The organism is Ensifer sp. VA4, from assembly GCF_055710065.1.
Window position 1 is genome coordinate 84,821 of sequence record NZ_JBVQPO010000009.1, and the last position, 22,770, is coordinate 107,590.

A 22,770-nucleotide genomic window follows, 5' to 3' on the forward strand; every position below is an offset into this window, starting at 1 on the left:
CGGCCCCTACCCTAACGTGAGTGTCGGGGCCCGAAAATGGTTCATCGGTCTATTTCGTTGAATTCCGGTTAGCACTGTTGCATGCACCTGACGACAGCAATGCGAAACATGCCGCAAGGGCTCGCCGCAACTGCGGCCAAAAAAGAGGCTCCGCGACTGGCACGACACGGAGCCCAAGGCTTCAGGGAAGAAAGCTGCGTCAAGCGGCGTGGATGGCTTTCATCGTCTCTTCGATGCGGTGGCAAGCAGCACGCGACCCGTCGGCAAAATTGCGCATTTCCGGGCGCTCGCTCTTGCAACGCTGGTCCGCGAAGGGGCAGCGCGGATGGAACGCGCAGCCGGTCGGCGGATTGAGCGGGCTCGGCACCTCACTGGCAGCGATGCTGCGCCCACGCTTCGGGTCCGTGATATCCGGGATCGTCTCCAAGAGCAGCTGCGTATAGGGATGCCGCGGATTGGCGAAGAGTGTCTCCGTGTCCGCCTCCTCGACGATGCGGCCGAGATACATCACCGCAATGCGGTCGGACATGTGGCGCACCACGCTCATGTCGTGGCTGATGAAAAGATAGGTCAGCCCCATCTCGTCCTGCAGCTTGCGCATGAGGTTCAGGATCTGGGCCTGGACCGAGACGTCGAGCGCCGAGGTCGGCTCGTCGCAGACGAGGAACTCCGGCTCGCCGGCAAGCGCCCGTGCGATCGAGATGCGCTGACGCTGTCCGCCGGAGAATTCGTGCGGGAACTTGGCGCCGTCCGATGGGGCGAGGCCGACGATCGTCAGCAGCTCGCCGACCCGCTCCATGATCTCGTCTTCCGAGTTGCGCAGCTTCAACTCGCGAAGCGGCTCGGCAATGATGTTGCGCACCCTCCAGCGTGGATTGAGGCTGGCATAGGGATCCTGGAAGATCATCTGCGCGGAAAGCGGCTGCCCGTTCTTGCCGGGCGCAAACCGCACCTCACCTTCGCTCGCCCGGTACAGGCCCGTGACGAGCCTTGCCACCGTCGACTTGCCGCAGCCGGATTCGCCAACGAGGCTGAGGCATCCCCCCATCGGCACGGTGAAGCTGATATCGTCCACCGCGCGCACGAATTGCCTCTGCTTGCGCTCGATCACGCGGTTGAGCCAGGGCGCGGACACATCGAAGTTGCAGGTCAGGTCGTTGACCGTCAGGGCATCACTCATAGAACTCCTCCTGCATTGAGCCAGCATGCGCTGACGCCTGAGCCGACCGGCGCCGGTTCGGGACGATCCTTCCGGCAGCGCGGACCCGCCTCGGGGCAGCGCGGGTTGAAGGCGCAGCCGGTCGGGATTGCGTTCAGCCGCGGCATCGAACCGTCGATCTGGTTCAGCCGCTCGACGCGACGGCCGAGTGCCGGAATCGAGGCCATCAGACCGCGGGTATAGGGATGACGGGCGTTCTTCAGCACGTCGCCGACCGGACCGATCTCGACCAGCCGCCCGGCATACATGACCGCGACCCGATCGGCCGTCTCTGCGATGACGCCCATGTCGTGCGTGACCAACATGACTGCGGTGCCATGATCGTCGCAAAGTCGGCGCAGCAGCGACGTAATCTGTGCCTGGATCGATACGTCGAGCGCCGTCGTCGGCTCGTCGGCGATGATCAGTTTCGGCTCGGCGGCGAGCGCGAGTGCAATGACGACACGCTGGCGCATGCCGCCCGAAAATTGATGCGGATAGTGGTCGTAGCGGGCCTCGGGCGCCGGAATGCCGACTTCCTTCAGAAGCTGGATGGCGCGCGCCTTGGCATCGGCCTTGGAGAGCTTCAGGTGCAGGCGAATGGTCTCGACCAGTTGGGCACCGATCGTAAACAGCGGGTTAAGCGAGGTTAGCGGATCCTGGAAGATCGCGCCGATCTGCCGGCCGCGCACCTGCTGCATTTCCTTGTCGTCGAGCTGGTCGATCCGACGGCCAGCGAGCCAGACCTCGCCCCCGGAAATCCGGCCCGGGGGCTCGAGCAGCCCCTGGACCGCCAGCCCGGTCATCGACTTGCCGGCGCCGGACTCGCCGACGACACCGAGGATTTCGCCCGGGCGGATGCTGAGCGACACGTCGGACAGCGCCGACACTGTTCCATGGCGCCCGGGGAATTCGACGCAGAGGCCGCGAACGTCAAGCACGGCCGATGAGAGATGTTCGGTCATCGCTGCCCCTCCAGTGGGTAGCTCGGCGGGAAGATCTCGCTAACCGGCGGGTGGCCAAAGCTTCTTTCGGGGTATTTTGCGATCAGGCCATCGAATTGCACCTGTGCCTTCGCGCGGGCTTCGTTCATGTCGAAACCTGCGACTTCGCCATCGCGCATCGACAGGCGGCCGTCGACGAAGACCGCCTTGGTGACGCGCCCGGAACCGCCGACCACCAGCGTGGTGATCGGGTCGACCGCCGGCGCCATGTGGTGGTCCATGAGGTCGAAGACGGCGATGTCGGCGCGAGCGCCCGCTTCCAGGCGACCGAGATCCGAGCGGCCGAGCGCCTTGGCGCCGCCAAGCGTGGCGGCATCGAAGAGATCGGCGCAGCGCACCGCGGTCGCGTCGTTTTCAACGACGCGGCAGGTGATCAGGCCCACCAGCAGGTTCATCAGCATGTCCGGCGGCGTCGTGTCGGTGCCCATGGCGATGTTGATGCCGCGGGCCTTGACCGAGCGGAAGGAATTCAGCGTGCTGCCACCGCGGGCTGAAACCAGCGGACAATGGACGATGCTGACGCCGTTTTCGGCATAGAGACGCAGATCGTTGTCCGTCGCCTGGGTCGCATGCGGCGCAATCAGCCGGTCGCTGAGGAAGCCGAAGCTCGCCAGCCATTCCGGCGCGGTCTTGTCGTGGAGGCGGCGAACGGTATCGACCTCCATGGTGCCCTGCGCCGCGTGCAGACGGATCGGGCAGTCCAGGTCACGAGCCGCGTCGGCCGTGCGAAGCAGGAGTTTTTCGGTGCAGGTTTCCACCCGATCCGGAGCCAGCAGGCCCTTGACCAGGCCACCGTGACGACCTTCGTGATCGCGAATGAAGCCGATGGCATCGTCGAGGCCTTTCAGTCCTCTTTCTTCATTGAAGATCGCTTCGAGCTGCCCTGGGGCCGTGACCATCATGCCGCCGGCGCGATAGGCCGGGCTCAAATAGACGCGCAAGCCGAGATCGCCGGCAGCATCCGAAGCAGCGGCGAACTCCGCCACGGTCTCGCCCCACTCGCGGTAGAAGAGCGACGCAATCGGTGCTGCCGTGGTGATGCCATTCAACAGGAGTTGCGCAAAGGCGAAGCGCTTTTGGAAGGCGAGCTCCTCAGGCGTGTACATCTCGTAGGGCCCGCGCTCGATATAGGAACGCGGCCAGACGCGACCCTTGGCCCAGCCCGGCTGGTGATCGATCGAGAGAACGGTCGTGTCGAGATCGGAAAGCGCGTCGAGGTCGATCAGGCCGGGGCTGATCATGGCCGCGCCGAGATCGATCCGCCGAGCGACCTCGCCTTCGAAACGTGGTCCGACGTAGAGCAGCGTACCGCCTTCGATAACGACCTCGCCCTTCGGGATCAGCCGGTGTGAGCCGTCGCGGTGGCCGAGCACCCATTGCGCCGTCAGAAGCGTGCGACCGTCCGGACGACGGCCGAGTGTCAAATCCTTGATGCTGTTCATGGGATGGCTACCTCCGCAATGCCATTACGGGCGATGACGCGACCACGCTTGACGACCAGCGGCCGCGGGGCCACGTCGACAACGGCATGCGCCAACGTCTCTCCGGTGAGCAGGGTGAAGTCGGCGTCACAGCCGACGTCCAGGCCGTAGCCCTTGATGTCCATAACCTCGGCGCCGCCCTTGGAGCAGACATGCAGCGCATGTTCGAGATCGACATCACGGCGGAGCCCGTTCTTCATGCCGAGAACGCGGGCGCGGTCCATCATATCGGGCTGGCCCCATGGACCCCAGGTATCGCGGATGCCGTCGCAGCCGGCTGCCACCTTCACGCCGGCGTCCTTCAGCCGAAGGATCGAAGGCACGGTCGAAGACGGCGAGCCTGTAGTGATGATGCGGACGTCAAGTTCGGCGATCTGTTCGATCAGACCCGCCACGCGCAGGTAGTCGGGCGCGCCGAGCGCAAAGGCATGGCTGATTGCGACCTTGCCCTGCATGCCGAGCGCGCGGATGCGCTCGAACATCAGCTCCATGCTGAAGGCACCAAGCTCCCCCTGTTCGTGCAGGTGGATGTCGATCGGCTTTGCGTGCTTGTCAGCGAGGCCGAAGATCGTGTCGAGATGCCCTTTGGGATCGCGATCGATGCCACAGGGGTCAATGCCACCAAGGACTTCCGCGCCATTGCTCAGAGCCTGGTCGAGGAGCTCGACCGTGCCCGGGCGCGTGACGAGCCCCGACTGGGGGAAAGCAACGATCTCGATATCGATTACGCCTTCGAGCGCGTTGCGGGTCTCGATGATGCCTTCCATCAGGCGCAGGCCGTGGGTGGTATCGATGTCGACATGGCTGCGGATGTGGCTTGCACCGTTGGCCGCGAGCATGATCGCCTGGCGCATGGACTGGCGGTGCGGGTCGATGCCGATTTCCAGCCGCTTCTCGCGCTCGAAGTCGATGCGTTCGCGCAGCGTCGCGGACTTGGCGTTCACATGCCAGGGCATGCCCCAGACCGATTTGTCGAGATGCGTATGCGCCTCGACGAGGCCGGAGATCACGATATGGCCGTTGCCGTCTTCGGTCGCAGCACCTTCGGCAGAAAACCCCTTGCCGATGGCCGCGATCTTGCCGTCGCGCACCAGAATGTCGGTCGCTTCGCCGGCATTGGGCCTGACATTGCGGATCAGGAGACTGGACATCATTCACCTCAATTTCGGATTGAGCGCATCGCGCAGCCAGTCACCGAGCAGGTTGACCGAGACCACGAGAAGGCAAAGCTGGATGACCGGGAAAAGCACGACCCACCATACGCCCGAGAACAGGAACTGGTTGCCAAGGCGGATCAGCGTTCCAAGACTCGGCTGGCTGGGCGGCATGCCGATACCGAGGAACGAAAGCGTTGCCTCCGTCAGGATCGCCATGCCGAAGTTCAAGGTCGCAGCGACCATGATCGGCGTCAACGTGTTCGGCAGGATGTGCTTCAACATGATGCGCCGAGCCGGCGTCTTTAAAAGACGCGCGGCTTGGACATATTCCTTGCCGCGCTCGACGATTGTCTGGGCGCGGACGGTACGGGCATATTGCACCCAGGCGCTGAGCGTGATCGCCAGCACCAGCACTGCGGCGGCGCCGACGTCCCTCAGTTCCGGCGGCAGCATCTGGCGTGCGACTGCGCTGACGAGGATAGCGATCAGGATGGTCGGGATCGACAGGAGCACATCGCCGATACGCATCAAGAGGTTGTCGATAAACCGGCCGAAATAGCCGGCAATGAGACCGAGGCTGAGGCCAACGGCGAGCGACAGCATGACCGAAGCGACGCCGATCAGGATCGAAATGCGTGAGCCGTAGAGGATGGCCGAGAGCATGTCGCGGCCTTGCGTGTCCGTGCCGAGCACGTAGGGCCACTGGCCATCGGCCTCCCAGATCGGCGGCAGTTCGGAATTCCAGAGTTCGAGCTGAGCCGGATCGAAGGGGTTCTGCGGCGCAATTAGCGGTGCCGAAAAAGCGGTCACGATCAGGAAGGTGAGCATGACCGCCCCGACGATCGCCGAGGGCTTGTGGGTGAAGGACCACCAGAGATCGCTCTGGCGCCAGCGAGCAAGCCTGGAGGGCTGGCGTGGCGGCGTGGTTGGCTGAACGTGATCTGTCATGACAGCGACCTCAACGGGTGGCATCGCGCAGCCGCGGGTCGATGACCGCATAGGCGATGTCGACCAGGGTGTTGAGCGTGACGAAAATGAACGAGACGATGCAGAGATAACCCGCCATCACGGGCATATCGAGGAAGGTGACCGCCTGGATGAAGAGCATGCCCATTCCCGGCCACTGGAAGACGGTTTCGGTGATCAGCGCAAAGGCGATCAGCGAGCCGAAATTCATGGCCGTCATGGTGACGACAGGCATCAGACAGTTGCGCAGCGCGTGGCGGAAATAGATGCGCCGGCGCGGCACGCCACGGGCACGCGCGAACTTGACAAAGTCGGAGCGCAGAACCTCCATCATCTCGGCACGAACGAGGCGCATCACCAGGGTGATCTGGTAGAGCGCGAGCGCGAGAGACGGCAAAAGCAGCGATGCGCGGCCCGAGGCCGTCAGCAGGCCGGTGCTCCACCAGCCGAGCTGCACGACATCACCGCGACCGAAGGCGGGCACGAGGCCGAGGGTTACGGCAAAGACGAGGATCAGCAGGATACCGACGACGAAGCTCGGCAGCGAGACGCCGATGATGCTGACGAATTGCAGCCCCTCCGAATACCATCGTCCTCGATGGATGGCGGTGACGACGCCAAGTGGAATGCCGATCAAAAGCGACAGGATGGTCGCAACCAGTGCAAGTTCCATGGTCGCCGGGAAGCGCTCGGCAATGAGCGTCATGACGTCCTGGCCGTTGCGGTAGCTGATGCCGAAGTCGCCCCGCGCGGCGTTGACGACGAAGCGGCCGTACTGGGTCAGGAACGATTCGTTGAGCCCGAGCTTTTCGCGCAGCTCGATGCGGTCGGCCTGCGACATCTGCTCGTTGGCCATCAGTTCGACCGGGTCACCGGCGAAGCGGAAGATCAGGAAGGCCAGCAGCGCGACGGCGAGCATGACCAGCACGGCGTTGGCCAGCCGCTTTATGAGAAAGACAATCATTGGGTTTCTCGCTGAATGAGAAGGCCCGGCAGAGCGAACCCTGCCGGCGCAAGGAAACTCAATCGCCGATACGGGTCAGCCAGTGGCGCGGCTTGTTGTCGGCCCGAATGGTCACGTCCGTGACGTTCTTGGACATCGCCCAGGCCATCGGCTGCTGATGCAGCGGGATCATGATGACCTCGTCCTTGGCGAACTTCAGCGCTTCGGTCTCGATTGCCAGGCGCCTGTCATGATCCATCTCGAGCGCGGCCTTCTTCACCATCGCGTCGAGCTGCGGATAGGACCAGCCGCCGTAGTTGGCGACACCGGCCGCACCTTCGCGGGTCGAAAGCACCTGAACCAGGATCGAATAGGCGTCGAGCGTCGGCTCGTTGGCCCAGCCGATCATGTAGGCGTCGGATTTGCCGCCGGCGCGCTTCGGCGCCTGGACCGCGCGCGGGCCGATGTCGAGGGTCGGCTTGAGGCCGATGCGCGACAGCATCGAAACCAGTGCGCTGCAGACGTCTTCTTCGTTGACGCTTTCGTCGTTCATGCAGACGAGCGTGAACTCCTTGCCGACGGCGCCGGCCTCTTCAAGCAGCTTCTTGGAGAGTTTCGGATCGTAGCTCGTCGGCACGTCGAGCTCTGCGCTGTAGCCAGGGATTTCCGGGGCGACCATGGTGCCGGCGACATGCGATTTGCCACGCATCACGCGCTTGAAGATGAGTTGACGGTCGATTGCATGGTCGATCGCCTGGCGCACCTTGATGTTGTTGAAGAAGTTCTCGCGACCGTCGGCGAAGGTCTCGTGACGGTTGAAGACCATGTGCACGGTGCGCAAATCGGTGCGCTCGATGACCTTGATGTCCGGCGAGCTCTTCAGGCGCTCGAGATCCTGTACCGGCGCGCCGTCAGTGAGATCGATTTCGCCCGAGAGCAGTGCCGCCACGCGCGTGGCGGCGGAAGTGATCGGCATGAACTCGATGCGGTCGAGATTGTGCTTCGGCGTATCCCACCAGCCGTCGTTCTTGACGAGCACCGTCTTGCTGTCGGGAACGCGGGACTCGAGCTTGAACGGGCCGGTGCCGTTGGTGTTGTGGGTCGCGTAGCCTTCAACCTTGGCGCCGACGTCGGTTGGCAGCTCGGACTTGTTGTCGACCAGCCAGTCCTTGTCGAACATGAAGATGTTGGTCATGTCGTTGAGGAACAGCGGGTTCGGCGAGTTCACTTCGATGTCGACGGTATAGTCGTCGACCTTGGTGGTGGAGACGTAGGCCGGAATATTGCCGCGCAGCGGCGAGGTCGGGTGGCTGACGCGAGCCATGGAGGCAACGACGTCGTCAGCGGTGAAGTCGGCGCCGTTCTGGAACTTCACGCCCTTGCGCAGATGGAAACGCCAGACATTGTCCTTGACCATCTCCCAGCTGGTGGCAAGCGCCGGCTCGACCTTGAACTCGGGCGTATAGCGGGTCAGGCCCTCGTAAACATGGTTGAGGAAGGCCAGGTTGGAGGTACTGCCGTAAGAATACGGGTCGAGCGAGTAGATATCCCGCGGGCTCCCCCAACGCAGCGTTTCGGCGGATGCGGTGGTTGCAAGAAAGGCAAATGCCAGCCCCGCAAGGAGATGCTTTCTCAGTTTCATGTCGTTCCCTCTGTTTTTTCGTCTGTCGCCATATTCGGGCGCCAACAGCGTCTGCGTTCTTCCGTCCAGCAGGCAGCTCTAGATTTGAAGTTGTTGGCGACAATGTCAACTCTTTTGTCGACAATTCTGTATGCATAATTGTTCAATGTCGCATACGAGACAGAAGCATCGATCTCCTCGCCCCAAAGATGAGAGCAGATAGCCGAACTCTTCAGCAACCTGTGGGCGAGACGTAGCACATCACAAAGTTGCGCCGATATTGGACGCCTGGGCCGAACAGAACCTGAGCCTTTCGTCCGAGGCCATCCGTCAGCGAGAGTGGCGCGCCACTTGTCGCAAGGATTTATGCAGGCAGAAATTCTCTCGACGACGCCGTGCTCTCGTTGCCGGTGATATGAAGCGGGAGTTTCTTTCGGATCATCGTCGTCCTCGGGATCGCCCCCTAGGCCCGCACGTCGTCAAGGCGTTTCTTGAACGGGGCGGCGTAGGTGGTGTTGAATGGTCCTCGAGGTCGGATCGTCGGGCGCCAGTAGGACACGCACACAAATTTCTTCAGACTTTCCGGCAGCAGCACTGCACAAACCCCGCTAAAGGGCGCCGTTGTCGCACCTTCGATGCGTCGTTCAATTTCCTGCGCCTCGCGCCATTTGGACCGCAGGGCCTTTGCCACTGCGGCCTAACGAGCCCGCGTTCCCATATTCGCTAATTCAAAGTGGCTAATACATAGAACAAGTTCTTCGTGTTATTCATATTTTTTGGTTGCAAGCGGCTGTATCGCGGAGGGCAAGATGTTTCGACTGAGCGTTCGGCTCGCATTTTTAGCCTGTGCCTTGGGGCTCCCGGCGAGCACGGCAGCAGCTGCCGACGATATTGACACTGCGCGCGGCGAATATCTCGTCACGATTGGCGGCTGCAGCGACTGCCATACACCGGGATACTTCTTCGGAAAGCCGGACACTTCGCGATTTCTCGGTGGATCGGATGTCGGATTTGAAATCCCGGGACAGGGCGTTTTTGTCGGCCGCAACATTACGCCGGATAAGGAGACCGGCATTGGCGGCTGGACTAGGGAACAGATCGTGACTGCCCTTCAGAGCGGGCAGAGGCCGGACGGTCGCATCCTGGCGCCAATCATGCCGTGGCATGCGTTCGCGCAGCTCACTGAAGAAGACGTGACATCAATTGCAGCGTTCCTTCAAAGCCTGAAGCCTGTGACGAACCAGGTCCCCGGACCGTTCAAGCCGGGAGACAAGGTGTCGACTTTTATGTTCCGGATCTTGCCGCCGGGTGAAACCGCAGCCAGCGCGCCAAACTAGCCGGCTGTTCGCCCCTTCATCGGTGGCGCGAATTGCCGGCGCTTGGGTCAGGGCGATGAAGTCTTTGCGCGGCGTTACCGGGCCGGCTGCGCGCTATCCACGAACGCGAGCGACCTCGCCCGACCACGTAGTAATAGCCATCGACGCAGTAGGTCAGCGCGCAGCCGCCGAACCAAATCCCGTAAGGAACGCCGTCAAGTTGTCGGACAACGCGTCGCAGAGGTAGCCACCCTCCTGCACGATCGCCGTCGGAATCCCGAGCCCTGCGATCGCTTCGCCAATCCGGGCAAAGCCCGGAGTAGATACGGACAGGCCACCAAAAGGGTCTCCCTCGAACGCATCGAGGCCGAGCGCTACGACCAGCGCATCGGGTGCATAGGCGCGAATGCGGCGGAATGCGACATCGAGGCCGGCCAGGAATTCAGCATCGCCGGATTTGCGTTCAAGCGGCAGGTTCAGGTTGTAGCCCAGCCCAGGCCCTTCGCCGCGTTCATCCGCATGACCCCAGAAGAACGGGTAGAAACGGACTGGGTCCGCGTGGATCGAAATGGTCAGCACGTCGGCGCGCTGGTAGAAGATGCCTTGTGTGCCGTTGCCGTGGTGCAGGTCGACGTCGAGGATTACGACCCGTGAGGCATTCGTCAGAAAACGCTGTGCGGCAACGGCCGAATTGTTGACGAAACAGAAGCCGCCGGCGACGTCGGCGAAGGCGTGGTGCCCCGGCGGCCGGCACAGCGCATAAGCCGCACGGTCCCCCGCCATGACTGCGTCTGCCGCGTCGACCGCACTCCAGGCGCTCCAGCGCACGCTATCCCATGTCTCGCCGGATATCGGGCACGCGGTGTCGGCCATGTGATAGCCTGCCTGCCCGACGGCCGAAGCCGGATACCGACCATCGCGCGCCAACGGATGGATGTTTGGTATGACCTCGTCTGAAGCTTCCGCGATGCGTTGCCAGCGTTGATAGATATGCTCGAGAAAATCGAGATATTCGGGTGTGTGCACGGCGGCAATCGGGCCAAGCCCGTGATCCTGTGGCCGCTGAATTTCGCAGCCTGCTGCCTTCGTCCCGGCGACCAACCGCTCGACGCGCTCCGGCTGTTCGGGATTCGGCTTCGGCGCGCCGCTCGACAGAAAGGCCTTCGGGTCGTGGCGCTTCTGTTCCTCTGCATAGAAGGCTTTCATACTCGTTCCGTCCTCATCAATTCAGTCCATCGGCGAGCGCCAGAAAGGCGTCACCATAGGCGGCGTGTTCATGGTCGGCTTTCTGCCAGGTGATGCCGAGCCGTTCGTAGAAGCGTTGAGCGGCGAAGTTCTCGGCATCGACCGCCAGTCGCAGGTAGTCGCCTCCCCGCGCCTTCGACCAGCTTGCCGCCTCGCGCAGCAGCCGCTCGCCGATGCCCTGCCCGCGCAGGCGTCCATCGACATAGAGGTCCTGGACGAAAACGCCGGGCCGGCCGCGCCAGGTGGAAAAGATCGGGAAAAAGAGGCAAAGCCCGACCAATTCCCCGCGCGCTTCCGCGACGAAACTGCCGAAGGCGGCCTCGGGCCCGAAGCCGCATCGGCGAAAAACCTCGACACTACTCGTGATCTTGGCCTCCATGCCAAGTCCGCGCCCCATTTCAAGGATTGCCCGGTGCATTGCATCGGCATCCTCCGGCCGCCCGGGGCGGATCGCCACATCCAAGGCATCGGCTCCTATTGTCATCACCTATTCTTCCTTTTGTTCCCATGACCATGGCGGCCTGCGCTTTGGCGGCGGGCTGCGCCATTAGAACGCGACCTTGTCTCCGCCCTTTAGGCCGAGAAGATCGCGTGCCTCGGCTGGTGTGGCAACCTCCAGCGACAACGCGTCCAGCACCGTGCGGATGCGGTGAACCTGTTCGGCATTGCTGGTCGCAAGCGTCCCGCGGCCGTTATAGAGACTGTCTTCCAACCCGACGCGCACATTGCCGCCCATGGCAGCAGCCATTGTGATCATCGGCATCTGGTGGCGGCCGGCAGCCAGCACCGAGAAGCTGTAGTCGTCGCCGAAGAGCTTGTCGGCGATGCGCTTCATATGCGTCAGGTTTTCCGGGTCGGCGCCGATGCCACCGAGGACACCGAAGACGAACTGGATGAAGAGATGGCCCGACACCAGGCCGCGATCGCGGAAATGCGCCAGCGAATAGAGATGGCCGACGTCATAACATTCGAACTCGAAGCGCGTGCCGCAGCCTTGGCCGAGCCGCGTCAGGATAAACTCCATATCGGCAAAGGTGTTCTTGAAGATCGAACCGCGCGTTGCTTCCAGAAGCTCCGGTTCCCATTCGTGCTTCCATTCCGTCGGTTTGTCGAGCGCCGGAAAGAGCGCGAAATTCATCGAACCCATATTCAGCGAGCACATTTCCGGTTCGGCGCGAAGGGATGCGGCAAGTCGATCTTCCAGCGCCATCAGCGACGAGCCGCCGGTCGAGATGTTCACGACCGCATCGGTCGACTGCTTGATGCGCGGCAGGAATCGCATGAACAGCGCCGGATCGGCGGACGGACGGCCGTCCGTCGGGTTACGCGCGTGTAGATGCAGGATGGAAGCGCCGGCCTCGGCCGCTGCAACCGCTTCAAAGGCGATCTGGTCGGGCGTAATCGGCAGGTAAGGCGACATGGTCGGCGTATGCACCGATCCCGTCACCGCGCAGGTGATGATCACTTTGCGCGATGTCTTGGCTTTCGTCATGGTCAAGCCCTCAGCGGTTGACGGGAAGGTTGAGTTCTTCGGCAAGCACTTCGAGAACGTCACCGAGGGTGGCGACGATCTCGCCGACCTGCTCGCGGGTGATGATCATCGGTGGGCAGACGAGGAAATGGTCACCTTCGACGCCGCCGCGCGTGCGCCTGGAATAGATGATCAGGCCGCGTTCATAGGCGAGATCGACCATGCGCTGGTGTGCGTTCAGTTCCTTTGGCAACGGTCTCATCGTTTCGCGGTCGGAAACGAACTCGGCTGCCAGCAGCAACCCCTTGCCGCGCACGTCGCCGATGAAAGGGAAGCGGGTGGAGAGCGCCACGAGTTCAGCCTTCAGGGCCTCGCCCATGAGCGCGGCGTTGTCTATCAGACCAAGCCGATCAATCTCGTCGAGAACGGCAAGACCGGCGGCACAGGCAAGTGGATTGCCGGCATAGGTGAAGCCATGTTGGAAACCGCCGGCATCGAGAACCGGCTGGACGATCCGTGACGGTGCCGCCATGGCGCCGAGCGGGCAATAGCCGGAAGCGAAGCCCTTTGAGAGCGCGATCAGATCCGGGCGGCAATTCCAGTGGTCGCCACCGAGGAACTTTCCGGTGCGGCCCGCACCACTCATCACCTCGTCATGGATCAGCAGGATGCCGTACTTGTCGCAGATTTCGCGAATGCGCGGGTAGTAGCTGTCCGGCGCCACCAGAGCTCCGGTCGAGGCGCCGCCGATCGGCTCCATGATGAAGGCCAGCACCGTTTCCGGGCCTTCCGCCTGGATCTTCTCCTCCAGCATGTCGGCATATTTGATGCCGCGCTGCTCCATCGTCAGGTTGTCCCGGTCAAGATAAGCGGTTGGCGCCGGCACCTTCGGCATCTCGCGCATCATCGGCGAGAAGGGGGCAGAGAGTGCGGCATAACCGGTGACGGCCAAGGCTCCAAGCGTGCCGCCATGATAGGAGGGAAAGCGCGAAATCACCTTCCAGCGATCCTTCTGGCCGGTGGCGACAGCCCATTGCCGCGCGAGCTTGAGGCAGGATTCGACGGCTTCCGAGCCGCCTGAAACGAAGAAGATCTTGTCCATGCCATCAGGCAGCTTTTCGGCGGCGCGGCGGGCCAAGTCCTCCGCAGGCTCGTTTTCGAAATGCAGCCGGTAAGCGAAAGTCACCCGATCCATCTGGCGCTTCATCGCATCGAGCACGTTGCGGTTGCCATGGCCGATATTGACCACCATGGCGCCGCTCGAACCGTCGATCACACGGCGTCCGTCCTGATCCCAGAGATAGATGCCTTCAGCGCGGTCAACCAGCGGACGGCGCAGGCGCGACTGGTAGAAGAGGTGAGAGGCGAGTCGTTCGTTGGAAGCTGTCGTCTTGAGCATGGCAAGTCTCTGTCAGCGGTTGAGGTAGTGATTGAGAACATTGGCGGTGACGCGCTCGACCATCGCGTCGCCGCGTTTGAGTGCCGCCACCCATTCGCAGCTTCCGGCGTGGAAGACCTCGCCCTTGCCGCGCGGGAAATTGACGATCATGCCTGCGCCGCGCTTGACGCGTTCGACGGCCGCCGGGCCATTGTCGCCGGTCAGCGTCTCGGCGACGAATTTCGCGTCGGCATCTGAGAGGAACTGGTCGTCGGCGGGAATGTCGGCGCTTTCTTCCTTCAACGACGACATGCCGAGCGCGAGGATTTCGAGACCTTCCGGCGCGCCACTGTTTTCGGCAGGCTCCGGTAGTCCGCCGCGGATGATGTAGTCGAGACCATCGACCTCATAGCCGAAGGCATGGCCTTCCGCGCCGAGGATATCGCCGTAGTAGATACCTGTTCCGGCAAAAGCCCAATGCTCGGGCCGATAGACCGGAAAGCCCCGTGCGCCGCGCGGGGCGCAACCGCCCCAGCCGACGTAGAGCCCGCGGGTGGCGTTGAGTCCAAAGGTCGCCGCGCCCGGCCGACCGATCTCGGCGGCCTCCCAGGAGCCGCTGGTCCGCGTCGGATCAGCTGAGCGATAGGCGGGGTCTTCGGCCCGTGACCGGTACTTGTAGCAAACCTGGCGCTTGCCGCCGTCTTCGAGGCGCGTCTGCCACATGAAGTTGCCGGCAAAACGGGCCGCCCTGCCGCCGCGCTCGACATAGGTGTCGACCGCATCGCGCATTTCCCAGGTCCAGTATTCGTCATGGCCGACGAAGACGACGCAGTCATAGCCGTCGAGGATCTCAGGGTTGAAATGCAGGTCATGCTGGCTGGCGAGATCGACGGCATAGCCCTGACGTTCCGCCCAGCGGAAGAAATGACTGTCGTAACTCGCCCAGCCGGAGGAGGCATACTTCTTGGAATAGCCGTTGGCATAGGCCCAATCCATATGCGGGTAACGTGGAGCGACGGCCATTGGCGCGTAGATTTCAAGCGGCACGCGCGGCGCGTCGGCCGGCAGCACGACGAAGCCACGGCAGAAGGGGCGCTCGATGCTGACCGTCGTCGCATACTGGTCGCGGTTGGGACCCGTGATGCCCTGGTAGTGGTTGGATCCACCCCAGGTATTGTAAGAGGTCCAGGAGCCGGTAGCGGCGATCTGCAGCACGCGGCCCGGCTTTCGGCCAGCGATCGGCCGCACGATGAAGAGGTGATGACAATAGATCGGCGTGCCGTCCCTGCCCTCCGCTCTCAGCGTGACGCGGTAGGCGCCGGACGGCCAGTTCTCTTCAACCTTGAACTCGAAGCTCGACTCCCAGCCGCAGCCGATGACCGAGCACTGGTCAGGCGTTTCCTGCCAGCGCGCGGCAAGGCCGTCATGCTTCATGACGCTTTGCTCGGTTGCACCGTCGCGAACGATTTCAAGCGAGAAGCGGGGAGCCGTCGAACTGACCTGCAGCCGCACGGTGGCGCCTGGCGGATAGGCATAGGCGTCGGTGTAGCACCAGATCTCGCCGCGCTCCCCGTCCATGCCCGGATATTCGTAATAGTGACCTAGCACCGCCTCGCGGCGCTGTTCCGGCGTCAGGCCGAAATCGGGGTATCGGTTGTTTTCTTCCATCATCACCCCCATCACGCCGCCAGGTACTTCTTGAGGAAGGCCCGGGTGCGCTCCTGCGTCGGTTGGCGGAAGATCTCGCCAGGCGCGCCTTGCTCGACGACGACACCGCCATCCATGAACAGGACACGGTCGGCGACCTCACCGGCAAACCGCATCTCATGGGTGACAATCAGCATGGTCATATGCTCGGCCGCGAGTTGCTTCATGACCGCGTTCACTTCGTCGACCAGTTCCGGGTCGAGGGCCGAAGTCGCCTCGTCGAAGAGCATCACCTTCGGCTGCATCGCAAGCGCCCGGGCGATCGCGACGCGTTGCTTTTGTCCGCCGGAAAGCCGGGACGGAAAGGCATCGACCTTGTCGGCAAGGCCCACCTTCGACAGGAGTTCGATGGCGAGTTCACGCGCCGCCGCCTTTGCCATGCCCTTCAGAATGATCGGCCCCATGGTAATGTTCTGCAGGACGGTCAGGTGTGGGAACAGGTTGAAGTGCTGGAACACCATACCCATCTGTTGGCGCACCGCATTGATGTGCCTTTCGAAGGCCTGACCTCTCAGGTCCTGGTTGACCTGAACGCCATCAAGCCAGACTTCGCCACCATTCAGCGTCTCCAGATGGTTGATCGACCTCAAAAGCGTGCTCTTGCCCGAACCGCTCGGGCCGATAATCGCAACGATCTGGCCGCGCGCCACGGAGAGATCGATGCCCTTCAGGACTTCCAGGGCGCCGTAATTCTTGCGGGCACCCTTGACTTCGACCATGGGTCTCTGTGCGGTCATCGTGAAACCTCCACGTTCTTTTCGACCTGGCGCAGACCCGCTTCGAGGACGAGATTGAGGATGTAATAGAGAGCTGCGACCGTGATGTAGAATTCGAACGGCCTGAAGGTCTCGCTGATCGCGAGCTGTGCGGCATGGACGAGTTCGGCAATGCCGATGATCGAAACGAGCGAGGATTCCTTCAGGAGCACGATCAGGTTGTTGCCCATGGCCGGAATGGTGTTGCGGATCGCCTGCGGCACGATGAAGTAGCGCAGCGTCTGCATGCGGCTGAAGCCAAGGCTGCGGGCGCCCTCCGTCTGTCCGGCATCGACGGCCACGATACCGGCGCGAAGGATGTCGGCATTGTAGACGGCAAAATGCAGGCCGAGGCCGATGATGCCGGCGATCAGCGCCGGGATCTTGAAGCCCAGCTGTCCGAGCCCGTAATAGATCAGGAAAAGCTGCAGGAGCAGCGGCGTGCCCATGAACAGCCACATGAACGCCCGCACCGGCAGCGCCACGCTCTTCGACGCATAGAGCACGACGAGGGCGAAAACGATGCCGAAGACGAAGCTGATCAGGGCGGCGGAGATGGTCAGGACGACCGTCCACCAGACGCCCAGCCAGAGGATGTCGGCATAGGGTGGAACGACGCTGAAATCGAGACCTTGCATGCGCGTCTCCCCCTCAAGCTATGGCGTAGCGTCGGTCGATGAGATCGACGATCCGCGCGACGACATAGACGATGAGCATGTAGAGCACCGCGGCAACGCCGAAGATCTCGAACGGCTTGTAAGTCGAACCGATGTAGCGCTGCGCGGTATAGGTGAGCTCGACCACTGAAATCGTCGAGACGAGTGCTGATCCCTTGACGAGGGCTACCGCATTGACGCCGAGCGGCCGGATCATCAGGCGCGCAGCTTGCGGCAAGACCACCTTGCGCATGGTCTGGAACCGGCTGAAGCCGATCGAGCGTGCTGCCTCCGTCTGACCGCGATCGACCGAGAGCACCGCGCCGCGGATCGATTCCGCCATGTAGGCGCCGATGTTGAGACCAAGGCCAATGACGCCGGCAGCAAATGGCTCCAGATTGATGCCGATCTGCGGACCGCCGAAGTAAAGCACGAAGAGCTGGATGAGGCACGGCGTGCCGCGAAACAGGCTGACATAGGCGGTACCGAAGGCGCGCAGCATCAACGAGCGCGACATCTTGGCGGCGGCGATCAGGAACGCCACCACCAGCCCGAGCGCAAGCGCAAGTACCGAGATCTCGATCGTGATCCACGCCGCTTCCACGAAAAACGGGAAGACGCGCTCAACCAGCGAAACGTCCATGGGAAAACTCCGGAAGGCGAATTCATGAGCTCCGGCCGCGGCTCATGCTGCGGCCGGAGAGACGGGAAGCTCAGGGGATCAGCGGATATCGCTGCCGACCCATTCCATGGCGATCTTCTCGTAGGAACCGTCTGCCAGCATGTCCTCGAGCGCCTTCTGCATCGCCGCCTTCAGCTCCGGATTGTTCTTGCGGATGGCAATGCCGATCGCGACGCTACCGCCTTCGATGTCAGGCGTTTCCAGGCGACGGACCTTTTCGCCGGTTTCCTTGACGGCGACCATGACCGGAATGTTGTCGACGACGATCGCATCGACACGACCGCTCTTCAATTCCATCAGCAGCTCCGGCAGGCCCTTATAGGTGCGCACATCCCAGCCGCCCTGCTCGCGTGCCCACTTCTCATGCGTTTCCCCGAGCGTCACGCCAAGCGTCTTGCCCTTGAGTTCGTCGAGCTTTTGAACACTGGATGCCTCGCTGACGAAGACGGCGCGACCGGCATGGTAATATGGACCGACGAAATCGACGACCTTCTCCCGCTCCGGGGTGATCGTCATCGAGCCGACGATCGTATCGTATTTGTTGGCGAGCAGGCCGGCGATGATGCCGTCCCAGGCGGTCGTGACCAGCGTGCCCTTGACGCCGACACGCTCGGCAATTGCCTGGCCGATTGAAGCGTCGAAACCGACGACCTGGTTTTCTTCATTGACGAAATTGAACGGCGGGTACTGGCCCGACATGGCGATCTTCAGTTCGCCGGCCGCCTTGACGTTCTCGAGGTCGTCGGCCTTCGCCGAGACGGCGGAGAAAGTTGCAGCGATGGTCAGCGTCGCGGCCAGCAGGCCGGAGAATAGGCTCTTCATAAATTGTTCCTTGTTCCTCTGGGTGAATGCGCCTTCTGGTGCGCTTGGGGCCCGGCACGGAGGCGCCTTCCGAATTTCATGATTGCTTCTGCTTCAGCATTGCGCAAATAGATAATGGAAATAGAAGGCATAGACTTGAAGAATGACTTCACCGCGGTTGGATCGGCTCGTCTGGGAGCTCGACTGGAACCTTTTGCGCACCTTCGTGGTGATCGCCGAGGTCAAAAGCATCACACGTGCGGCCGAGCGGCTGAACCTCAAGCAGCCGAGTGTGAGCAACGCACTTCGGCGGCTTGAAGACCGCGTCGGGCGACGTCTGGTCGAGCGGGATGCGACGCGCTTTGAGCTCACCGAAGTGGGACAGTTGCTCTACGAACAGAGCGTCGAGGTCTTCGGCACGATCTCGCAACTGCCGCAACTCGTGCGCGGCGTCAGTGACGACGTCACCGGCCACGTCACGATTGCCGTTGCGAGCCATGTGGTCTCTCCGATCTTCGACCGGGCGCTGATAGAGTTCCACCGCAGCTATCCGCGTGCGACGCTGACGATCAACGTCGGGCCGAGCGGCGAGGTCACGCGCCAGGTCCGAGAGAAGCGTGCTTCCTTCGGTCTTTGCCTCGTCAGCGTCCGGGATCCTGCGCTCGATTATCTCTTGGTCTTCAGGGAGTTTTTCGGCTTCTTCTGCGGTCCGCACCACAGGCTTTTCGGCCGGGAGGGATTGAAGCTTGCCGACCTCAAGGGCGAGACGTCGGTTTCCTTCCAAACCGACCATATCGCCGATGCGCTCCGGCCCGTGGCGCTGCTTCGCAGCGAAGCCAAGCTCAACGCCAATGTCGTTGGCGTCTCATCCAGCCTCGAGGAGGTTCGACGGATGACTCTTGCCGGTCTCGGCGTCGGCTCGCTGCCGCTGCATGTCGCCCGCCGCGATGTAACAGACGGGCTTCTCTGGCGCCTGCCGCCCTACGACAATCCTCCGGCGATCGATATTTTCATGCTGACGAACCCTGAAAAAGCGATCAACCGGGCCGAGAAGGCCTTGATCGGCGGCTTGCAGACGCTGATTGCCGAAACGCCGGTTGAAGAACGCGTCTACGCCGATTGATCGCGAAGCCGCGCCGGCTCAGTCGACAATAGCGCTTCGGCCCGCTCCCGCGCGTCCGGCTCGAGCGCAATCGCCGCGCGCGCCCGAAGATCGAAGCGTACGGTCGTCGTCCTGTTGACCGCATGCACCACGCCGTCGAGCGTGCCGGACATGATCTGCTCGAAAGTGACCGACGAGCGGCCGAGCTTGATGACGCGCGAGCGGATGGTGATCAGCGCGCCAGCCTTCGTTTCGTGCTTGTATTCCACCTCGGAGCGCACATCCGCCCACCCCCTGCCCCGATCCGTTTCGGTTTCGGCGCCGGCGATATGGCCAAGAAGCTGGAAACTCGCGTCGTCGAACATCGCCGCATAGTGGCGCACATTCATGTGCCCCATCGTGTCGCACATCCAAGGGTGGGCAACGCCGACATAGGTTGTCAAATCCTGCAAAGACATGGGGCGCGCCTCAATCGTCGAGTTGTGACCGGTTGCGACACATAGCGGATGGCCAATGCCTCTGTCCATGGCGGTCGGACACAGCGTTCGCGTCCGCTCCAGTTCGACAAAAGGCGAGAAATCCGTGGGTAAGCACGCTCGCTTTGGACTGCAGCTAGGCGCGGCGGCGTTGCTCCCCTAGATTGGCCGCCTGAGACGTGAGGAGGTTTGCGCGTGAAAGTCTATCTCGCTGGCCCGGAAGTTTTTCTGTCCAATGCGGTCGAGGTCCAGAAGGAGAAAGCGGCGCTGGCGCGTGCGGCCGGCTTCACGCCTCTGGTGCCGGGCGACCTTGAAATCCCACCGGCCCCCACCAAGCATGAACGCGGTCTGGCGATCTATGCCGTCGATGAGGGCATGATGCTGGCATCCGAAATGATCATCGCCAACCTTACACCGTTTCGCGGCATCAGTGCCGATGTCGGCACGGTGTTCGAGCTCGGCTTCATGTGTGGCCGTGGCAAGCATGTCTACGCCTATACCAACACTTCGCGCAGCTATTACGAACGTATCTTGAACGATCATTACCAGGGTAACGCTGCGCTGCGCCCTGACGGACGCATGGCCGGCTCCGACGGCCTCAGCATCGAAGATTTCGACATGGCCGACAATCTCATGCTGGACGGCGGCATCCTTCGCCGGGAGGGAGTGCTGATCAAGCGGGAAGTACCGGAGGCCGATCGCCTTACCGATCTCGAGGCTTTCAAGCAATGCCTGGCCATCGCCGCAAGGCGGCACCTCAGATAGACTTACGATCAATCCTGTCGTCCGGCAAGGGCCTGCCGAAGCCGGAGAAGTCATTGACCTTGACGGACCGGTCGCCGCCCTCGACATCAAGGGCGAAACGTGCCGTGATCCACAGCTGTCGCCGATCGCTCGGTCGCCAGCTTGTAGTTCTCAATCCCTTCGGTATCAAAGAGGCATCAAAGACTGGTTCAATCCTCTCCATTCGCTTATGCGCATCAAACGATTGGCCGGGTCGAGACAATCTCCTATAAAATTCGCCGATCGGGAAGTTATCTGCGGAAGATATCCCTGTCCGCGTTATTTTTCCCGATCGGGAATACTATTCTCGACGGACCACCCAATATTTTGCTATTTTCCCGAGCGGGAAAATAATGATGGCAAAGCGCGTTAAAACTCCATCTGATATCGGCACCTTGGTCCGAAGTGCACGCAAGGAGCAAAAGTTGCGGCAGGATGAACTTGCCGGGGTTGCTGGCGTCGGGCTCCGGTTCATTGTCGATCTCGAGGCCGGCAAGCCGACAGCTCAGATAGGAAAAGTGTTGCAGGTTCTGCAAACGCTCGGCTGTTCGGTCGATATTCTGGCTCCTGGTGAATGCAGACAATGACGGCAAGGGTTCTCAACGTCTGGTGGGATAGTCGAAGCCGGGCAATTCACCCAGGATCGGCACGGCGATATCGGCTTCGCCTACGCTGAAGCTTGGCTTGACGATGAAAGCACACTTCCGCTTTCAGCCTCCCTCCCGAAGCGCCCGGCACGTTTTTCCCGTCGTGAATGCAGACCATTTTTTGGCGGCCTGCTGCCCGAAGAATGCCAGCGCCTGGCTTGTCACTTCATGTTCTCAGCAAGGCGATATGGGGAAAGTTGTAATAGAGTTGCGGTGAAAGTGTCGATAGCGGTCCGGGGAAAGTGTCAATAGGAATCCGGTGAAAGTGTCATTAGCGGTCCGGGGAAACCGTAAATAGTGCGATTGTCGCCGGTGAGCGCGATCCGATGGTTCTGGCGTCCTACCGTGACCCACGCTGCCATGCGTCCGCAGAGACGATCCGTCAAGCGCTCGTCGGCAATGATCGCGAAGAGCACATCTTTGCCCTGACCCAGGCCCTGGAGTTCTACGACGTCTACCAAGCCAAAGTGGCGCTCTGCGACGCGCGCATCGAGGCTGCGTTGAAACGGCTGCGGAGGGCCTCGTCCACCGCTGTAGGCAAACCGCAGACCGGACGGACAACGCAGAAGCAATCCAATGACCCAGCCTTCGACGTTCGCGCCGCCCTGTACGGCTTGCTCGGCTGCGATGTCACCCAGATTCACGGGCTCGGGCCTTATCTGACGCTCAAATTGGTCGGAGAGTGCGGGACCAACCTCTCGGCCTGGCCGAGTGCCAAGCACTTCACCTCCTGGCTGTGCCTCTCACCAAGCAACAAAATCTCCGGCGGCAAAGTGTTGTCATCACGGACCCGACGATCTGATAGCCGGGCCGCGGCGCTACTGCGACCTGCCGCGGTTGCGGTTGGGCGCACTCAGACCGCGTTGGGGGCATTCTATCGGCGTCTGTCGGCTCGCGTCGGCAAGGCCAAGGCCGTGACTGCCACGGCCCGCAAAATCGCCGTCTTGTTCTACAATACCCTGCGGCACGGTATGGAATACAGCGATCCGGGACCCTCCCGCTACGAGGAGAATTACCGTCGACGCGTCCTCACCAATCTCGAGCGAAGAGCAAAGTCGTTTGGGTGTGCCCTACAGCCGGCGCCAACATCCGGCTGAATGTTTCTTAGGAATTCCGCAAATCACTTTGCGGACTTGATCGAGGGTCGCGCCAAACTCGTCGGGTTGTCGATTTAGCCGAGCCGCGGAAGGCAATCCTAAAAGGCCATATTTCCGTACTATCCCGAATTCCGCGATCAGATTCGCCGCTTGTTACATCCAACATTTCGGCAGTATCCGTACCCGCCATCTGCGCCATAAGCACTGCCGCCCCAAGCATTGATGAATCAGCCACGGTCTTCCACGTCGGGATCTGGCACAAAAAGGGCTGGCCTCCCGTACGC

At 61.9% G+C, this 22,770-nt stretch carries 21 protein-coding genes and 2 pseudogenes; 6 read left to right on the forward strand and 17 right to left on the reverse strand.

The window, feature by feature from the left end:
* Positions 1-199: 199 nt before the first annotated feature.
* The 7 genes from AC0C6X_RS16955 to AC0C6X_RS16985 are packed head-to-tail and all read right to left on the reverse strand — an operon-like array spanning position 200 to position 8,391.
* On the reverse strand, positions 200-1,180 hold the full coding sequence (locus AC0C6X_RS16955; RefSeq protein ID WP_246304461.1) for an ABC transporter ATP-binding protein: 981 nt from the start codon (positions 1,178-1,180) through the stop codon (positions 200-202).
* Positions 1,177-2,163 (reverse strand): ABC transporter ATP-binding protein, encoded by a 987-nt coding sequence (locus tag AC0C6X_RS16960; RefSeq protein ID WP_173518286.1) that lies wholly within the window; start codon positions 2,161-2,163, stop codon positions 1,177-1,179. The genes AC0C6X_RS16955 and AC0C6X_RS16960 overlap by 4 nt, the downstream gene beginning before the upstream one ends.
* Entirely contained in the window at positions 2,160-3,644 is a 1,485-nt protein-coding gene (locus tag AC0C6X_RS16965) for an amidohydrolase family protein (protein ID WP_173518285.1), read from the reverse strand. The genes AC0C6X_RS16960 and AC0C6X_RS16965 overlap by 4 nt, the downstream gene beginning before the upstream one ends.
* Positions 3,641-4,834 (reverse strand): amidohydrolase family protein, encoded by a 1,194-nt coding sequence (locus tag AC0C6X_RS16970; RefSeq protein WP_173518284.1) that lies wholly within the window; start codon positions 4,832-4,834, stop codon positions 3,641-3,643. The genes AC0C6X_RS16965 and AC0C6X_RS16970 overlap by 4 nt, the downstream gene beginning before the upstream one ends.
* Before the next feature lie 3 nt (positions 4,835-4,837).
* On the reverse strand, positions 4,838-5,788 hold the full coding sequence (locus tag AC0C6X_RS16975; RefSeq protein ID WP_173518283.1) for an ABC transporter permease: 951 nt from the start codon (positions 5,786-5,788) through the stop codon (positions 4,838-4,840).
* Between the two features lie 10 nt (positions 5,789-5,798).
* A complete protein-coding gene (locus AC0C6X_RS16980; protein ID WP_472954181.1) occupies positions 5,799-6,770 on the reverse strand; it encodes an ABC transporter permease in 972 nt (323 codons plus the stop codon).
* Positions 6,771-6,828: 58 nt separating this feature from the next.
* Positions 6,829-8,391: an ABC transporter substrate-binding protein gene (locus AC0C6X_RS16985; RefSeq protein WP_472954182.1), complete on the reverse strand. Its 1,563-nt coding sequence runs from the start codon at positions 8,389-8,391 to the stop codon at positions 6,829-6,831.
* Positions 8,392-9,179: 788 nt separating this feature from the next.
* Between AC0C6X_RS16985 and AC0C6X_RS16990 the strand changes: the two genes are divergently transcribed.
* Entirely contained in the window at positions 9,180-9,707 is a 528-nt protein-coding gene (locus tag AC0C6X_RS16990; protein ID WP_173518280.1) for a c-type cytochrome, read from the forward strand.
* Positions 9,708-9,860: 153 nt separating this feature from the next.
* Here AC0C6X_RS16990 and AC0C6X_RS16995 read toward each other — a convergent pair whose 3' ends face one another.
* The 9 genes from AC0C6X_RS16995 to AC0C6X_RS17035 form a co-directional block, all read right to left on the reverse strand.
* Positions 9,861-10,892 (reverse strand): histone deacetylase family protein, encoded by a 1,032-nt coding sequence (locus AC0C6X_RS16995; RefSeq protein WP_472954185.1) that lies wholly within the window; start codon positions 10,890-10,892, stop codon positions 9,861-9,863.
* 16 nt (positions 10,893-10,908) lie between these two features.
* Positions 10,909-11,415 (reverse strand): GNAT family N-acetyltransferase, encoded by a 507-nt coding sequence (locus tag AC0C6X_RS17000; protein WP_246304460.1) that lies wholly within the window; start codon positions 11,413-11,415, stop codon positions 10,909-10,911.
* 63 nt (positions 11,416-11,478) lie between these two features.
* Complete coding sequence (gene kce, locus AC0C6X_RS17005) at positions 11,479-12,423, reverse strand: 3,5-dioxohexanoate:acetyl-CoA acetone transferase (protein ID WP_472954187.1); 945 nt, start codon at positions 12,421-12,423, stop codon at positions 11,479-11,481.
* Between the two features lie 10 nt (positions 12,424-12,433).
* Positions 12,434-13,801: an aminotransferase family protein gene (locus tag AC0C6X_RS17010; protein ID WP_472954190.1), complete on the reverse strand. Its 1,368-nt coding sequence runs from the start codon at positions 13,799-13,801 to the stop codon at positions 12,434-12,436.
* 12 nt (positions 13,802-13,813) lie between these two features.
* Positions 13,814-15,451 carry a N,N-dimethylformamidase beta subunit family domain-containing protein gene (locus AC0C6X_RS17015; protein ID WP_472954192.1) on the reverse strand — a complete coding sequence of 546 codons (1,638 nt, stop codon included), beginning with the start codon at positions 15,449-15,451 and terminating at the stop codon, positions 13,814-13,816.
* Between the two features lie 8 nt (positions 15,452-15,459).
* Entirely contained in the window at positions 15,460-16,224 is a 765-nt protein-coding gene (locus AC0C6X_RS17020; RefSeq protein WP_282439071.1) for an amino acid ABC transporter ATP-binding protein, read from the reverse strand.
* Entirely contained in the window at positions 16,221-16,880 is a 660-nt protein-coding gene (locus tag AC0C6X_RS17025) for an amino acid ABC transporter permease (RefSeq protein WP_247960422.1), read from the reverse strand. Before AC0C6X_RS17025 ends, AC0C6X_RS17020 begins: the two co-directional genes overlap by 4 nt.
* A 13-nt stretch (positions 16,881-16,893) precedes the next feature.
* Positions 16,894-17,541 carry an amino acid ABC transporter permease gene (locus tag AC0C6X_RS17030; protein ID WP_472954195.1) on the reverse strand — a complete coding sequence of 216 codons (648 nt, stop codon included), beginning with the start codon at positions 17,539-17,541 and terminating at the stop codon, positions 16,894-16,896.
* A gap of 78 nt (positions 17,542-17,619) precedes the next feature.
* Entirely contained in the window at positions 17,620-18,402 is a 783-nt protein-coding gene (locus tag AC0C6X_RS17035) for an ABC transporter substrate-binding protein (RefSeq protein WP_173518273.1), read from the reverse strand.
* Positions 18,403-18,544: 142 nt separating this feature from the next.
* Here AC0C6X_RS17035 and AC0C6X_RS17040 point away from each other — a divergent pair, with 142 nt between their 5' ends.
* Entirely contained in the window at positions 18,545-19,504 is a 960-nt protein-coding gene (locus AC0C6X_RS17040; protein ID WP_472954198.1) for a LysR family transcriptional regulator, read from the forward strand.
* Here AC0C6X_RS17040 and AC0C6X_RS17045 read toward each other — a convergent pair.
* Entirely contained in the window at positions 19,492-19,941 is a 450-nt protein-coding gene (locus tag AC0C6X_RS17045; protein ID WP_472954200.1) for an acyl-CoA thioesterase, read from the reverse strand. The two genes, AC0C6X_RS17040 and AC0C6X_RS17045, sit on opposite strands and share 13 nt — an antisense overlap.
* 207 nt (positions 19,942-20,148) lie before the next feature.
* Here AC0C6X_RS17045 and AC0C6X_RS17050 point away from each other — a divergent pair, with 207 nt between their 5' ends.
* The 4 genes and pseudogenes from AC0C6X_RS17050 to AC0C6X_RS17065 form a co-directional block, all read left to right on the forward strand.
* Positions 20,149-20,724, forward strand: a complete 576-nt coding sequence (locus AC0C6X_RS17050; RefSeq protein WP_247960425.1) for a nucleoside 2-deoxyribosyltransferase — start codon at positions 20,149-20,151, stop codon at positions 20,722-20,724.
* Positions 20,725-21,098: 374 nt separating this feature from the next.
* On the forward strand, positions 21,099-21,329 hold the full coding sequence (locus tag AC0C6X_RS17055) for a helix-turn-helix transcriptional regulator (RefSeq protein ID WP_472954202.1): 231 nt from the start codon (positions 21,099-21,101) through the stop codon (positions 21,327-21,329).
* Positions 21,326-21,545, forward strand: a pseudogene (locus AC0C6X_RS17060) (HipA N-terminal domain-containing protein); the annotation flags it as partial. The gene AC0C6X_RS17055 and the pseudogene AC0C6X_RS17060, both read left to right, overlap by 4 nt.
* A gap of 140 nt (positions 21,546-21,685) precedes the next feature.
* Positions 21,686-22,486, forward strand: a pseudogene (locus AC0C6X_RS17065) (transposase); the annotation flags it as partial.
* Between the last annotated feature and the right edge of the window lie 284 nt (positions 22,487-22,770).

Bases quoted from the DNA above. Each gene is read 5' to 3' on its own strand.
- AC0C6X_RS16955 (WP_246304461.1), bottom strand. From the start codon at position 1,180: ATGAGTGATGCCCTGACGGTCAACGACCTGACCTGCAACTTCGATGTG.
- AC0C6X_RS16960 (WP_173518286.1), bottom strand. From the start codon at position 2,163: ATGACCGAACATCTCTCATCGGCCGTGCTTGACGTTCGCGGCCTCTGC.
- AC0C6X_RS16965 (WP_173518285.1), bottom strand. From the start codon at position 3,644: ATGAACAGCATCAAGGATTTGACACTCGGCCGTCGTCCGGACGGTCGC.
- AC0C6X_RS16970 (WP_173518284.1), bottom strand. From the start codon at position 4,834: ATGTCCAGTCTCCTGATCCGCAATGTCAGGCCCAATGCCGGCGAAGCG.
- AC0C6X_RS16975 (WP_173518283.1), bottom strand. From the start codon at position 5,788: ATGACAGATCACGTTCAGCCAACCACGCCGCCACGCCAGCCCTCCAGG.
- AC0C6X_RS16980 (WP_472954181.1), bottom strand. From the start codon at position 6,770: ATGATTGTCTTTCTCATAAAGCGGCTGGCCAACGCCGTGCTGGTCATG.
- AC0C6X_RS16985 (WP_472954182.1), bottom strand. From the start codon at position 8,391: ATGAAACTGAGAAAGCATCTCCTTGCGGGGCTGGCATTTGCCTTTCTT.
- AC0C6X_RS16990 (WP_173518280.1), top strand. From the start codon at position 9,180: ATGTTTCGACTGAGCGTTCGGCTCGCATTTTTAGCCTGTGCCTTGGGG.
- AC0C6X_RS16995 (WP_472954185.1), bottom strand. From the start codon at position 10,892: ATGAAAGCCTTCTATGCAGAGGAACAGAAGCGCCACGACCCGAAGGCC.
- AC0C6X_RS17000 (WP_246304460.1), bottom strand. From the start codon at position 11,415: ATGACAATAGGAGCCGATGCCTTGGATGTGGCGATCCGCCCCGGGCGG.
- kce (WP_472954187.1), bottom strand. From the start codon at position 12,423: ATGACGAAAGCCAAGACATCGCGCAAAGTGATCATCACCTGCGCGGTG.
- AC0C6X_RS17010 (WP_472954190.1), bottom strand. From the start codon at position 13,801: ATGCTCAAGACGACAGCTTCCAACGAACGACTCGCCTCTCACCTCTTC.
- AC0C6X_RS17015 (WP_472954192.1), bottom strand. From the start codon at position 15,451: ATGATGGAAGAAAACAACCGATACCCCGATTTCGGCCTGACGCCGGAA.
- AC0C6X_RS17020 (WP_282439071.1), bottom strand. From the start codon at position 16,224: ATGACCGCACAGAGACCCATGGTCGAAGTCAAGGGTGCCCGCAAGAAT.
- AC0C6X_RS17025 (WP_247960422.1), bottom strand. From the start codon at position 16,880: ATGCAAGGTCTCGATTTCAGCGTCGTTCCACCCTATGCCGACATCCTC.
- AC0C6X_RS17030 (WP_472954195.1), bottom strand. From the start codon at position 17,541: ATGGACGTTTCGCTGGTTGAGCGCGTCTTCCCGTTTTTCGTGGAAGCG.
- AC0C6X_RS17035 (WP_173518273.1), bottom strand. From the start codon at position 18,402: ATGAAGAGCCTATTCTCCGGCCTGCTGGCCGCGACGCTGACCATCGCT.
- AC0C6X_RS17040 (WP_472954198.1), top strand. From the start codon at position 18,545: ATGACTTCACCGCGGTTGGATCGGCTCGTCTGGGAGCTCGACTGGAAC.
- AC0C6X_RS17045 (WP_472954200.1), bottom strand. From the start codon at position 19,941: ATGTCTTTGCAGGATTTGACAACCTATGTCGGCGTTGCCCACCCTTGG.
- AC0C6X_RS17055 (WP_472954202.1), top strand. From the start codon at position 21,099: ATGGCAAAGCGCGTTAAAACTCCATCTGATATCGGCACCTTGGTCCGA.